At 38.2% G+C, this 14106-nt stretch carries 12 protein-coding genes; 4 read left to right on the forward strand and 8 right to left on the reverse strand.

Annotated elements, in window-relative coordinates:
* The 3 genes from J1E28_RS05870 to mnmG all read right to left on the reverse strand — a co-directional run.
* A partial coding sequence (locus J1E28_RS05870) for a glutathionylspermidine synthase family protein (RefSeq protein ID WP_291027716.1) occupies nt 1-709 on the reverse strand: 709 nt, incomplete at its 3' end.
* 1 nt (nt 710) lies between these two features.
* A complete protein-coding gene (locus tag J1E28_RS05875; RefSeq protein WP_291027718.1) occupies nt 711-1334 on the reverse strand; it encodes a UPF0323 family lipoprotein in 624 nt (207 codons plus the stop codon).
* Nucleotides 1335-1365: 31 nt separating this feature from the next.
* The gene (gene mnmG / locus J1E28_RS05880) at nt 1366-3264 is read right to left on the reverse strand and encodes a tRNA uridine-5-carboxymethylaminomethyl(34) synthesis enzyme MnmG (protein WP_291027720.1); all 1899 of its coding nucleotides are present in this window, start codon (nt 3262-3264) and stop codon (nt 1366-1368) included.
* A 144-nt stretch (nt 3265-3408) separates the two neighbouring features.
* Between mnmG and J1E28_RS05885 the strand changes: the two genes are divergently transcribed.
* On the forward strand, nt 3409-4119 hold the full coding sequence (locus tag J1E28_RS05885) for a Crp/Fnr family transcriptional regulator (RefSeq protein WP_291027722.1): 711 nt from the start codon (nt 3409-3411) through the stop codon (nt 4117-4119).
* A gap of 137 nt (nt 4120-4256) precedes the next feature.
* Nucleotides 4257-5012 carry a DUF3943 domain-containing protein gene (locus tag J1E28_RS05890; protein WP_291027724.1) on the forward strand — a complete coding sequence of 252 codons (756 nt, stop codon included), beginning with the start codon at nt 4257-4259 and terminating at the stop codon, nt 5010-5012.
* A 143-nt stretch (nt 5013-5155) separates the two neighbouring features.
* Here J1E28_RS05890 and J1E28_RS05895 read toward each other — a convergent pair whose 3' ends face one another.
* The 3 genes from J1E28_RS05895 to xseA all read right to left on the reverse strand — a co-directional run bounded on the left by J1E28_RS05895 (nt 5156) and on the right by xseA (nt 9366).
* Nucleotides 5156-6430 (reverse strand): [cytidine(C)-cytidine(C)-adenosine (A)]-adding enzyme, encoded by a 1275-nt coding sequence (locus tag J1E28_RS05895; protein ID WP_291027726.1) that lies wholly within the window; start codon nt 6428-6430, stop codon nt 5156-5158.
* Nucleotides 6431-6466: 36 nt separating this feature from the next.
* The gene (locus tag J1E28_RS05900) at nt 6467-7648 is read right to left on the reverse strand and encodes an FAD-binding protein (RefSeq protein WP_291027728.1); all 1182 of its coding nucleotides are present in this window, start codon (nt 7646-7648) and stop codon (nt 6467-6469) included.
* 446 nt (nt 7649-8094) lie between these two features.
* Complete coding sequence (xseA, locus tag J1E28_RS05905) at nt 8095-9366, reverse strand: exodeoxyribonuclease VII large subunit (RefSeq protein WP_291027731.1); 1272 nt, start codon at nt 9364-9366, stop codon at nt 8095-8097.
* 84 nt (nt 9367-9450) lie between these two features.
* Here xseA and J1E28_RS05910 point away from each other — a divergent pair, with 84 nt between their 5' ends.
* Together J1E28_RS05910 and J1E28_RS05915 are read left to right on the forward strand one after the other, a co-directional pair.
* Nucleotides 9451-10329: a biotin synthase gene (locus J1E28_RS05910; RefSeq protein WP_291027738.1), complete on the forward strand. Its 879-nt coding sequence runs from the start codon at nt 9451-9453 to the stop codon at nt 10327-10329.
* 8 nt (nt 10330-10337) lie between these two features.
* The gene (locus tag J1E28_RS05915; protein ID WP_291027733.1) at nt 10338-11222 is read left to right on the forward strand and encodes a YihY family inner membrane protein; all 885 of its coding nucleotides are present in this window, start codon (nt 10338-10340) and stop codon (nt 11220-11222) included.
* 38 nt (nt 11223-11260) lie between these two features.
* On the opposite strand, the gene J1E28_RS05920 is transcribed toward J1E28_RS05915, so the two are convergent.
* Together J1E28_RS05920 and J1E28_RS05925 are read right to left on the reverse strand one after the other, a co-directional pair.
* Nucleotides 11261-12079 (reverse strand): MnmC family methyltransferase, encoded by an 819-nt coding sequence (locus J1E28_RS05920; protein WP_291027735.1) that lies wholly within the window; start codon nt 12077-12079, stop codon nt 11261-11263.
* 3 nt (nt 12080-12082) lie between these two features.
* Nucleotides 12083-14106, reverse strand: a 2024-nt coding sequence (locus tag J1E28_RS05925) for an alkaline phosphatase family protein (protein WP_291027737.1), incomplete at its 5' end; no start/stop codon positions are given.

Raw genomic sequence — 14106 nt, forward strand, 5'->3', positions numbered from 1 at the left:
TAAGTTTAAAAAGAAATTCATAATTTACACCATTATGGCTTAATCCTTCTGTGGGAGAGAAATGCACCTCATCAATAGGCGCAAAATCACAGGTAAAACCAGATTCTCTTGCCACATATTCTAAGAATCGTGTGGTAGTAACATCTTCAAACGAGCTTGGAACGCAAGAAAAGAGAATCTTCCAATCCTCATACAGCTCATAAAAGCGCAGGGTATCCTCCTCAAGTGTGATAAGTCGTTTAAAATTTTCACTTAGAGCATTATGGATATTATTAAATTGCGCCTCTTCATTAAGCCCATTGTGCTTGAGTAATGCCCATTGCATTAATGCACTTTCATAAAGCATAGTGGGCGTATCAGCATTAAATTCTAAAAGCTTAATAGGCACTCCATCAAGCCCACCAGCCAAATCAAATCGCCCATAAAGATGCCAATGAATCTCCTCTTCCCAGCTTTGCTTAATCGCGCCAATGAGGCTAGGAGGAATATCAAGCTCAAAAAATAAATCATTTTTTATTACATATTCCCCAGCCTCTACAAACATATCATAAAGCTCATTTCCTGCCTCATAATATGCCTCTGCCTCCGCTTGGCTGATATGTATCAACTCATCGCTTAAATAAGAACTATTATCGCTGTCTGTGTGCCAAGTAAGCCCCATAGATTCTAAAACATTTGCATCAGGGAGTGAGAGATGAGTAATTGTCATATTAGCCCCCCATACTGCTAGTGCTTTTATTTGTGCTTGTGGATTGAGAGCTATTATTGCCTCCAAAAAAGCCGCTTTTACCACTACTTGCTTTACTTGCGCTACCTGCTGTGCCTGCCCTCGCATTATTAAAACTATTTTTGCTTCGCTCATAAGCTTGGGGTGATTTATAGTTGCGTTGTGCGTTTGCTTGATAATTTGGATTATTAAAAAGCTTATTTCCAATATAGCTTCCAAGAATTGCTCCTGCGGCACTTGCAAGGATTGCTCCACCAAGCCCTAACCCTCCTCCATCTGGGTTAGTGAGCTGACTTTGCCCCGCATCAATAGCCACTTCTTCTTGCTTAATCAGCTCATCAATCTCTGCTTGAGAGAGCATTCTCTCTTGCCCATTAACATCTTTAAGCATCACACGTGTTTGCTCGCTTGGGTATTCCTCTAGCACCTTATAAGTGCCATCGGGCTGCTCTTCTATAACAACAAAAGCGCCATTTTTTTGGCTATTTTGTAAGGCATTGCTCACATCATTTGTATTGCCATTATCACACGCATTAAGGGCAAAAACAGCCATTACGCCAAGCCCTCCAACCATCGCATAATTTTTAATGCTATTAATATGTTTCATATGCGCCCCTTTATTTTGATATATGATTGTATCAAATTTTTGCCATTTTTTTATGGTGCAGATGAATATACAAATGCAAGACATCAATGCTTGCGGGCGTAATACCGCTAATTTCACTCGCCTCAAAAAGACTTTTTGGCGTGAAAAGCTTAAGTTTTTCAATTACCTCAAGACTAAGTCCGGGAATACTATCAAATACAAAATCGCGCGGAATCTCCACTTGAAGCATTTGCTGCATTTGGCTTATCTGCTCTTTTTGTTTTTGTATATAATCAAAATATTTAGATTCTATGCAAATTTGCTCCAAGCTACTCTCACTCATAGAATCCACATTTTCTACTCCGCAATGCTTAAGCAATGTGCGTAAAGTATGAAAATCACACATTTGACGCCCGATAATATGAATAAGCAACGTTTTATCGCTAATGGGTGGGAGGTGGAGAGAAGAAAGAAGAGCAAGATTACTCGCATTTGGCGTAAGATAAGTATCTTGTAAATACGCCAAAGTATGCTCAATATGTGATTTATCTGCTTTAATCTCATTATAACGCGCCTCATCGATTAAGCCAAAATGGCGCGCATAGTCTCCAAGTCGCAGATACGCATTATCTTCACGCAATAAAAGGCGATATTCCGCGCGTGAGGTAAAAACACGATAAGGCTCTTTTGTGCCTTTAGTTACTAAATCATCAATCATCACACCAATATAAGCTTCATTTCTTGAGAGGCAAAAGGATTCTCCTTTGAGGGAAAGTGCGGCATTAATTCCCGCCATAATACCTTGTGCAGCAGCTTCTTCATAGCCTGTTGTGCCATTAATCTGCCCTGCAAGGAAGAGATTGGCGCATTTTTTTGTTTCAAGCGTGTGATAAAGCTCGGTAGGCTCAATGTAATCATACTCAATCGCATAGCCATAGCGCGTAATATGAGCATTTTCTAAACCAGCAATGCTATGAATCACATCTTCTTGCACATCAATAGGAAGCGAGGTGGAAAGTCCATTAATATAATACTCCACCGCCTCTTTGGTTTGAGGCTCTAAAAAGAGTTGGTGGCGGCTCTTGCTTGCAAAACGATTGACTTTATCCTCAATACTTGGACAATACCTTGGTCCTACCCCCTCAATTTGTCCTGTAAAAAGTGGCGCACGATGAAAGTTCTCTCGAATAATGCGATGTGTATTTTCGTTTGTGTAAGTTACATAGCAAGGGAGTTGCGTAGGATTAAAATGCTTTGTTTTATAGCTAAAATGTGGCGGATTCTCATCGCCTCTATGCACTTCTAAATGACTAAAATCAATGCTTCTAGCATCAAGCCTTGCGCAAGTGCCTGTTTTTAATCGCCCAAGCTTTAGCCCCATATCTTGCAAGGAAATGCTAAGATTCTGCGGACTTAGCTCACCAAATCGCCCATTGCTAAGCTTTGTCTCTCCTATATGCACAAGTCCTCTTAAAAATGTGCCGGTAGTAAGAATAATCTTTTTTGCATAATAGGTTTTTTTGATGTTGGTTATCACGCCCCTAGCCACATATCTTCCCGTAGAATCTTGCTCATAGATAAGAGATTCTGCACTCTCTTGTGAGAGAGTAAGATTAGGGGTATTAAGGGCTATGTCTTTTGCGATAATACTATACCTATCCATATCAATTTGCGCCCTTGTGCCACGCACAGCAGGACCTTTGGAAGAATTTAAAATACGAAATTGAATCCCGCACTTATCGGTGATTTCTCCCATAACGCCCCCAAGGGCATCTATTTCTTTGACTAAATGCCCCTTGCCAAGCCCTCCTACAGCAGGATTACAGCTTGCAAGAGCGAGATTCTGTATAAGAAGCGTAATAAGATGCGTTTTTGCCCCCATTTTTGCACTTACAATACTTGCCTCCAATCCCGCGTGTCCGCCCCCAATAACCAAAACATCATACTCCATATATCTTCACTCCTTCACTCCCACTCTTGTGTATATAATATACAAAAATTTTATTTTTTGATACCAAAATGAATGGAATTTTATTATTATTTGGCTATTTTTGCTAATATAACGCGTTTGAAACAAGGGGACTTTGGAGGATAGATGAAAAGAAGAGCCTTAGGTTTAATTAGCGTTTTTGCACATATGAGTGAGGAAAGTTTAGAATCTTTAATAGCCATTGCTAGATTACATTATCTTGAAAGAAATGCTATCTTACATTATGAGGGTGAGCTTATTAACTATGCGTGTTTTCTTGCGCGAGGTAAGGTAGAGTTATATAAAATGGATAAAAATGACAATGAATTATTTTTATGTTATGTAGATGATAGTGCGCAAGGAAAAAGACTTATTAATGCCTTTGGTGATTTTGTGCCTTATGAAACAGCTGCGAATGTGCGTGGGATAAGACCAAGTGAAATTGTGATATTTGAGCTTGATAAGCTCCATTCTCTTGCTTTGAATAATATAGAGATAAGTAATGCGCTAATGCGTGAATTTATGGATAAGATGATTGTATTTAAAAATGTTGTGAATTTTAGAGAAATTTTTGATAGCGCTTCTAAGGTAGCATATTTTTTATACACAAAGCTTGATTATTTTAATCAAATGCAGCGACAAATCATTGCGCGTGAGCTTAATATTAAAATCGAGACATTGAGTAGAATCTTGCACAAAATGTTTCAGCAAGGAATCATTGCAAAAAATGAACATAATGAAATTTACATCAAAGATCCCGCGCTTTTTGTAAATCTCTATGGCAATGTCAAGCAGCATTTTTCACAAGATTTGATCAATCAAAAAAAAATGCGATGATGATTTTAGGATTCGCTTTGAATTTTTAACAATCTTAAAGCAAAGCAAGGATAAAAATGATAAGAAACAAGGTAATAGCAGTATGTTGGGCTTTTGGCTCTTTTTTTAATTTAGCAAAATATTTCCATAGATTCTAGATGTTTTATATAAAATATACCCAATATTTGCGCAAATGGCGTTTGTTTCTTGCTCTCATACTTACTCCTCTAATGCTTTTTAGCGAAGAGCTTGACTATAACTCCTTGCAAAATCCCTCCCCCTCTCAATCTTATTTTTATGAGCCTGCCAACAAAGGGGCTTATCTTGCTATTGGCACAGGCATTATACTTGGTGGCACACTTGTAGGTGCAGGAGTGCTGTATCTTATGCCTGAATCTGTAACAAATTGGAATAGAGATGAGATAGTTAATTTGGGACAAAATTGGAAGAGAAAAACAGCACAAGGACCGGTGGTTGATGCAGATGATTGGTTTTTGAATTGGATTACGCACCCTTATTGGGGAGCAGTGTATTATATGCAGCCGCGTGTGGCAGGATTTAGTTGGGCAGAATCTGCTTTATACAGCGTTCTTGCCTCTGCATTTTTTTGGGAATATGGCATTGAAGCTTTTGCAGAAGTGCCCTCGTGGCAGGATTTAGTCATTACTCCCGCTATTGGCTCAATGTTTGGGGAGCTTTTTTATCGTGCCACACTCCACATACACGCCAATCAAGATAGACTCCTAGGCTCTAGAATCTTAGGAAAAAGCATTTTGCTACTTATGGACCCGGTGGGATTTCTCATACAAAATACGGGCTTAGTGCGCAACAAAAATGAAATGCAAGGTATGGTGCTACCCCTAAGTGGCAAAAATGGTGCAGGACTACAAATGCGAGTTGTGATGAGATTCTAAAAGCTTGAATAAAGATTTTAACTACCATCTTTTATGTTATCTTGAAAATAAAAATTATGTAAATTTCTAAGATTTTTTAAGTGTTTGCGCATAAGCAAGTAAAGCAAGGGGCGTATGCTCTATTTTCTCTTCAAGCACTTGCACTAAAAGAGTTTGTAATATCTCCCCATACGCTTTCCCTCTTTTATACCTATACCTTTTAAATCCGCTCCATTAATACATAATTCCCCAAGACTTAGAGGCATTGTAGAGCAAAGCACATTGTGCAAAAGCAAATTAAAGCGCTCAAGTTCTCTTGCCATTTCCTTCACCTGCTCTTTTTGCCCTCTATTAATACCCTCTCTTGTTATATCCTCTAAGCTCTCCCTCTCTCTTTGGCTTTGCAATAAGGCTTGTTTGATAACTACAACATCTTCTAGCACACTTTGAGCATTCACTCGCCCACCAAGCTCCACAATAATATGTCGTAGCTCCACAATATTCATAGTAAATGGCATATCATAGAACTTAAGAAGTGTGAGAATACGCTCTTTGCACTTATTGCTAAATTTTAAAGATTCTAAAATATCCTTAGCATATGGCGCACAAGGGTGCAAAAAGCAACTCCACACTAACTCTTCTTTATCTTTAGGCATATATTGAAGAAGCGAAAAATCACACTGCATAGGGAGTTGTGGGATTATTATATGTAGCAGGGGTAAAAAATCACTCAAAACCCTCCACGCATATTCCCCACCTAAGAGCTTGCTTAGCTCCACACGCACTCGCTCTTTTGCCACTTTTAAAAGCAAGGGGGCATTGTCTAAAATCGCTTCCTTAGTAGTAGATTCTATTAAAAATCCAAGTGTCGCACTAAAGCGCAAGGCACGCAAGATTCGCAAGGCATCTTCAGTAAAACGCAAACGCGCCTCTCCCACACACATTATGCGCCTATGCACAATATCTGCTACTCCACCCACTTCATCAATAAGCCCAGTGTGGGGTGCATAAGCAAGGGCATTAATTGTAAAGTCCCTACGTTTTAAATCCTCACTCAAAGAGGGCGTAAATCTTACACTTTGGGGGGAGCGCGCATTTAGATAAGCCCCATCAATGCGAAAAGTTGTGATTTCATATTGATGAGATTTTATAATCACACTTATTGTGCCATATTTTGCACCTGTGGGGATAGAATGCGCAAAAAGTGCACTCACTTGCTTAGGCAAAGCCGAAGTAGCAATATCATAATCATTTGGCATTTTATGGGTATGATATAGCTCACATAAAATCATATCACGCACACAGCCACCCACGATATAGGCTTCATATCCAGCATTATACAAAGTCTGCAAGATAAAAAGCACATCTTGTGGAAGTTTGGGGGCAAAATGCGAGGGGTTAAAATGAGACATATTGACTTCAAATATATCCTTTTTCATTGCTCCCCTCACATATAAAATAACACATCATTATTTTTAAATAATTTTACCTTGCTCTAATCCTTTGCAAATCCTCAAAAAACCAAAGCGCAAAATAAAACGTCTTATAGGTATAACAAACATAAATGGGTAGCGCACATAATGGCGAAAAAGCGTTTTGAGGGTAAGCAATCGTGTGCGCCTTGCATAAATTTTGTGCAAATTTTGTATGAATTGTTTATTGTTTTTATCAAGAGATTCTATGCTATTTAATATCTCACCTAGAATCCTTGAGCTATGTAATGCCCCGCTAATGCCCTCTAAAGTGCTTGCATTCACAAATCCCGCTGCCTCGCCTACTAAAAACACACCATTTTTTCCACGCACAAAATCCTTCCACCTCGTAGGTTGCAATACCAAACACGCCTCTTTTTTAAGCACATCTGTAAAGACAAAACCAAGACTTTTAAGCCGCTCTATTTGGGTGCTAAAGCTCTCTTTACAATGCGCGTGAGGATAAGCTCCGCCAAAAATAAAATAATCATTTTTTGACATACTCCAACTATAACTAGGTGTGAGCGTTGCATCAAAAATACACGAAAGCATAGGCTTATTATGCTCTTTATACCATTGTTGAATGCACACAAGGCTTTTGGTTTTAAGCTGCGGATAAAGCAAATGGCGAATATGGCTTTTTGCTCCATCTGCACCTATAACAATACGCGCTTTGCAAGTGTAAAATTGTGCGTTTATATTCATTTGTTGAGTGCAAGTTTCCTCTATTTCTCCCATTTCTTGTCTAAAAGAAATACTATACAATCCCCCCTCTTGCTTCATACCCTTAAAATAGGCGCGATGAAAGGTATGAATATGAGGAGGAATAAGCGATTTAAGCCATAAATCAAAGCGATGCCGCTCCATATTAATATATCTTTTTTGTATATAAGAAGCATACTTGTAGCCAAAATCAATCGTATTAATAGCAAAAATTTGCGGAGTAACAAGCACATCACTAGGGAGATTTAAGCCCTGCTTTGCTAAAGCCTTTTGCCCACCCTCTGAAAGCAGTCCCCCACAAGGCTTATGGAAAAAGTTATCAAAGCAATGCCCTTTATCATCTTTTTTATCAAGTGCAATTACCTTAAGATGAGGCTGAAGCTGCGCTGCCAAATTGCTCCCTGCTACGCCTAAGCCAATAATGGCTATATCATAAATCCCTACATCTTTGGTTGTTGTCATTTTATCCTTTCTTTTGTATTGCATTGAAAGCTTATATTTTAGAGACTTTAGATTCTAAGGACTAACTCTCACGCAGAACCTAGATTCTACCCCATTTTGCTTATGGTTTATTTGATTCTTTTTTTATAAAACTTCTAAATTTCTAGAAAATTATATTATCAAAAAAAATCTACAATCTTTTTTGATTCTTTTCTATAAGGGTGAGCAGAAATCTTATGAGCTGGCTTAAATGAAGTCGGCTTGATGATATACATCTCACTCCCTTATATACCACTCATCCCCGACAACGCTTTATAAGAGGTTTGCCTCTCACGCGATTTTATTTGTATTGCAAGGAGATATTAAGATTATTAAGAGATTCTTAGAATCTTAGGGTAGATTTTTATTTTTAAATTTTAGAATCTCTTTTGCCTTGATTATAAAACCTCACACATTAAAACATCGCTTTATTGCTCACTTTGCTCCACATCTAAGCACAAAGCCTTAATGCTTGTATGCGTATCACTCAAATAAAACTCATCGCCCTTATGCAAAGCACTAAGTGTAAGTGGGATATTATCTTTACTTACCTGCGCAAACCCACGCGCGCAAAGCAAAGTAGGATTACTCGCACTCAATGCCTCGAAAATACGCTCATATTGACTCTGCGCACTACGAAGTTTGTGTTGCAAATGATGAATAAGTGTTGTGTATGTATTTTCGCATTGAGCTTGTTTCTCTTGTAAGATGCTTTTTAAACTTTGCTCTATCATTACATTTAAGTTTTGAATCTGCTCCATTTTTGCGCTGTATTGGGAGTGAAAATTATAATGGTAAAAATGCTCACGCATTTGCTCTAACATTGCACTTTTATGAGCAATATGCCGCTTAAGCGCAAAAATAAATGCGTTCATCATCTCATCAATATGACGCAAATATTCATTTTTATCAGGCAAAAGTATTTCCATAGCCGCTGAAGGCGTGGGAGCGCGGACATCAGCGACAAAATCGCTTATAAATACATCAACTTCGTGCCCTACTGCAGAGATAATGGGCGTTTTTGCTTCAAAAATCGCTTGGGCTACGCATTCTTCATTAAACGCCCACATATCCTCTATGCTTCCTCCACCACGAGAAAGCACAATCACATCAAACGCTTCATTCGTGCCAAAAAAGCTATCAGCAAGCCTAAGATTATGCACAATAGAATCTTTTGCCTCAACCCCTTGCACAATCGTATTAAAAAGTGTGATATGTATATTTTCCCAACGTTTTTTTGCGATTTTGAGCATATCCTCTTTTGCCGCACCCGTAGCAGAAGTAAGGAGGGCGATTTTTTTAGGAAATGGAGGCAATGGTTTTTTGAGAGAGGTATCAAAATAACCCTTTGCTTGAAGCTTATTTTTGAGTGCTTCATAAGCAAGGGCTAACTCGCCTCTACCTGCAAGAGTAATGCTCTTGCAAAGAATTTGATACTCACCCTTAGGCGCATAAACACTAATTGAGCCACTTATTTGCACATTTTGCCCTACCTCAAGTGTGATATTGAGATGACGTGCATTACCCTTAAACATCACGCAACGCACAGAGGAATGCTCATCTTTGAGGCTTAGGTAAATGTGTCCGCTCGTGTGAATCTTCACGCTACTTATTTCGCCTTGCACACAAATATCCATAAAAGTAGATTCTAAAATGCTCTTAATCTGCGCGTTTAGCTCACTCACATTTAAAGCCCTCATTTTTATCCCTTAAAACTTATTTGAGGAGGATTCTATCACAGCATAACTTTAAAGACTTTTTGCTACAATGCCAATTTTTAACACATTTATTTCACTCACCAAACTAAGGATTCAAAAATGGCAAGCAATGAAATATTTTTATGCAGTATTTGCAATGTAAGCTCTGGGGATTGTCCGGAAGATTGCAAATACTGCACACAAAGTGCGCATTATGGCACAGAGATTCAAAAATATAAAAATAAACCTATTGATAGAATCTTACAAGAAGCAAGAGCTTTGCGCGAATATGGCGCATTAGGCTTTTGCCTTGTAACAGCGGGACGCTCATTAGAAAGCGATAAATGCGAATACATCGCCAAAGCTGCAAATGCGATTAAAGAAGCAGATTTAGGATTGCATATTATCGCGTGTTGTGGGAGTGCGGATTTGGATTCTCTTAAATACCTCAAAAAAAATGGCGTGGATAGCTATAATCATAATTTAGAAACTTCAAAAGACTTTTTTCCGCATATTTGCAGCACACATACTTGGCTTGAGCGATTTGAGACTTGCGAAAATACGCTCAAAGCGGAGCTTGGACTATGCTCTGGTGGTATTTTTGGATTGGGGGAGAGTTGGGGTGATAGAATCGAGCTTTTAAAATCCCTGCAGATTCTCTCCCCGCATAGCTCACCGATTAATTTTTACATTGCTAATGACGCTCTGCCCTTGCCTATGCAGACTTTAAGCAAAGATGAAGCGTTAGAGTGTGTGGTATTAGCGCGTGAATTTCTCCCTAATGCGCGATTAATGATTGCCGGTGGGAGAGAGGTTGTTTTTGGTGATAATCAAAAACCGCTTTTTGAAGCAGGGATTAATGCTGTGGTGCTAGGAGATTATCTCACTACCGATGGCAAAGCACCTAAAGATGATGTAGCAATGATAGAATCTTATGGCTATGTAGCCGCTACAAGCTGCCACTAGGAGAAAAAATGAAAGTAGCACAAGAGCGACTTATTCAAATCATTGTTACAAAAGGGCGCACTTTATTTTTTATCCTATGGGATAAAATAAAGAGTATTTGGGATTTTGTAGCCGATAAGGAGCTTAGCTTTTATGCTGCCTCACTTAGTTTTTATACGATTTTTGCTATCGTGCCACTTTTGCTTATCTTTTTTTCTATTTTTATTAATTTGCCTAACTTTCAATCTCAAGTAGAGCAAATCCGCGATTTAATCCTCTCAAATATTCTCCCTACGCATACAGAAGTGATTTCACAATACCTTGATACCTTTATGCAAAATAGCTCTTCACTTGGTATGATGGGGCTTGGTTACACACTTGTAGCTTCTATTATGTTCTTTCGAAACTATGAATACATTGCCGCAAAGATGTTTAATTCCAAGCCACGCAAGTTTTTTGATTCTCTTGTGATGTATTGGACGATGATTACACTTTTTCCCATTGCATTGGCATTTTCGATTTATTTTAGCACAGAGGTTCAAAAAACACTCAAAGACACAGCAGATTTAAGCATAGTGCTTGATTTTGTGCCTTATCTCATCACTTGGGCAATCTTTTTTCTGCTTTTTAAACTCTCTGCCAATAAGCCCTTAAAGCTTCTTTCTCTTCTTGCCTCAAGTGTGCTTACCACTGCTGTGTGGCTACTGACAAAATGGGGATTTGTGTATTATGTGTTTTATAATCAAACCTATAAAAGCGTATATGGTCCAATTTCAATTTTCTTATTTTTAATGCTATGGATTTATGTATCGTGGTTTGTGATTCTCTATGGAATGCGCTTTTGCGAGGGCTTTGCGACTAATTTTGGTAAAAAACTTGAGGAGAAATATGGTATTAGCACCACAGAGGTGTGAATACCGAATAAAGAGGGGAGATATATCCTTATTAAGAATCAGCGAGCCTTAAGAGAGGGGAGATGAATGGGATTCTTGCCCATTACGCTACCACCGCGCACAATATGACTTTCATAATTATATACTTTAAATTGTGCTTTTAATGCGTTTTTTATCACTGCCGAACTTTGAGAATAAGTGGTAATAATGCCCTGTGGGTGCAAAAGTCTATACAGCATACAAAAATACTCCTCGCTCCATAAAGTGGGGTTTTTCTTTGGACTAAACGCATCTTGGTAGATGATATGAAAACTCTCTTGCAAAAGGAGATGAAGCATAACAAGCGCATCGCCTTTATAGATACAAAACTCACTTTTTATCTCGCCAAAAGCTGTATTGTAAGTGTTTAAAGTGTGCGTTGGGGCATTGGCAAAAAAGAACAAAATCTCATTGATATGCTTCTTGTATGGAGCAAGTAATGGAGGATAGCTAAAATCAAGCAAGGCACTAAAAAGACTCTCATCTTGCTCTGGAGAGTAGATTTTGACTTTGCCCTCATAGCCCATTTGATTTAAAAATGCAAGAAGCGTGAAGCTATTATATCCTAGCCCAAAGCATATATCTAAAACACAAAGTTCATTTGGCAGATACTTTGAATCTTGTAATATGCCTTGATATGTGCTTGATTCTAAAGAGGTAGCATCGTGCTTTATAATAGAAGAAAGTCTTTTATTTATGCTTACTAAATGCATCAAAGAGGGGTAAATATGTTTATGAAGTGTCTCGCTTAATGCGCCATCTTTAAGACTATGATAGCACTCATCAAAAAGTGCATTATACGCGCTTAAGCTTCCATCGCTACTTTCGCGTAAAAGCATAATTTAAGGCTCTTTTATCTCATAGCCATTTTTAAGAATCCACCAACTTAACGCAGTAGCTTGCTCTAGTCGCTTATAGAGAGATTTGGCAAGCTCTTCATCATCTTGATAAGCTGCCGTGCTATGAAAATACTCAATAGTATCTTTGTTGGCAATAAATCTATCTGTGGCAACTGCAAAATACCCAAGTGCGCTATTTTTCTCATTAAGCGCAATATCATTATTCCCCACAAGAGATGTACCAAAGCTATGATATACATAGCCATTAGGCGCGGTAAGCTCTAAAATACTTGGCAAAATATCAATATGTGAGCCAATATTTGTATTTTTCTTAATCTCAAGTATAGGAGAGTAGATAATGAATGGAATTGTATTGCTTACCTTAATCGAAGTGCTTGTTTTTGGATATTCTCTATCATAATGATCCCCTGTGATAACAAAAAGAGAATCTGGCAATACACGCGAGACTTCTTGGATAAACTGCGTAATCATCTTATCTTGATACCAAATATGCCCAAAAAGTCGCACATCTTGCTTGTCGTAATTCCCTTGTTCAAGGAATTGCTTTATCAAATCAAGCGGCACACTAAATTGCTCTAAAGGCACATCATAGGGGGGGTGATTAGAGGTTGTAAGAATCATATTAAAACTTGGCGTGCCTCTATTTTTAAAGGTATTATCGCGTATAAAACTATAGAGATAATGATCATATGCTCCCCACAAGCCCTCATAGGGGGTAGGATAGCCATTGAATTTTGCATTTTCAATAATATGCGTATTGTAATACATTTTTTCAAATCCCTGTGCAGCAGTGTATTGGTCAAGCTTTTGCCAAATACCGCTCCCCCCATAATAGAAATTTGTTTTATAGCCCAAATCTTTCATCACCACACCCGGCGCGCTCACAAAAGGCTGCAGTGTGCCCACAATGGAATTTACAGGTATTTCTGTCTGCAATAACCCTGTAAGCTGCACATCTAGGCTCTTAATGGTGCCACCTCCATTTTCTAAAAATACGCCAATCTTTGCTCCGTGAGAATCTGTAAGTAAAGACTTTAATCCTGAAGTTAAGCCAATTTCATCAAATTCTTTATCAAAATGCCATTCACTTAGAGATTCTGCGATGATATAAAATATATGATCAATCTTTCCTGTGCTATTATTTGCTACTTTTTTAGCGAGTAAATCCCTTAAATCATATTGTGTCTGCTCTCCATCTAGCTCAAAATATTCTCTCACTACCTCAAGCGGACTTTGGGAAGTGTAATCACTGAAATGGGAATTTGAAATCCTTGCATAGCCACGATATACAAGATATAAATCACGAGCTGCGCCCACTGAAACCTTACGCAAAAAAGGATTCTCCACGGGCTTTACTGCTTGGTCTAAACTCACGCCTTTAATACTAAAGCCAGAATTAATGCTAAAAAGCATCAAAAGTGCAAAAATAATAAACCAAATAATCGCAGAGAGAAAAGATTCGTTGCGTGTAGAGCGGGAATGTATAGAGCTTAGAGGGTCATAGCCATACTCACGCGTGATTTTGCCAGAGATTTTTGTATAAAAATAAGCAAATATAAGTGAAAATATAAGCCATACAATCACTTTGGTGCTGATGCCATATTCTCCGCTTATGCCGGTTTGAAAGATAGCTCTTCTATCATCAAAGATTAAGCCTAAAAGATGCGCATTAAATACATCATCAAAAATCTCATAAAATACAACTTCTGCAATCCCTACAAAAAACACTAAAAATACAACACAAATCGCATAAATCCACAAAAATATCCACCGAGCTTGTGTCCAAAAAAACAATAAACCAATGAAAAAATACAAAGCAACAAAAGTCGCTACAGCCCTTGAATCATAGCGCAATCCATTCATAAAGGTAGTAACATACTCACCAAAGCCCTTTACCTCGCCTATGGCATTATGATACACCCCAGCATACAGCACAAAAAAAAGCTTCACTACAAAGAATAAAACAAATAAGAAAAGAGCAAAGATAATTGATTGAACAAGCAGCT

The organism is Helicobacter sp. (genome assembly GCF_022511165.1).
Taxonomy (GTDB): domain Bacteria; phylum Campylobacterota; class Campylobacteria; order Campylobacterales; family Helicobacteraceae; genus Helicobacter_C.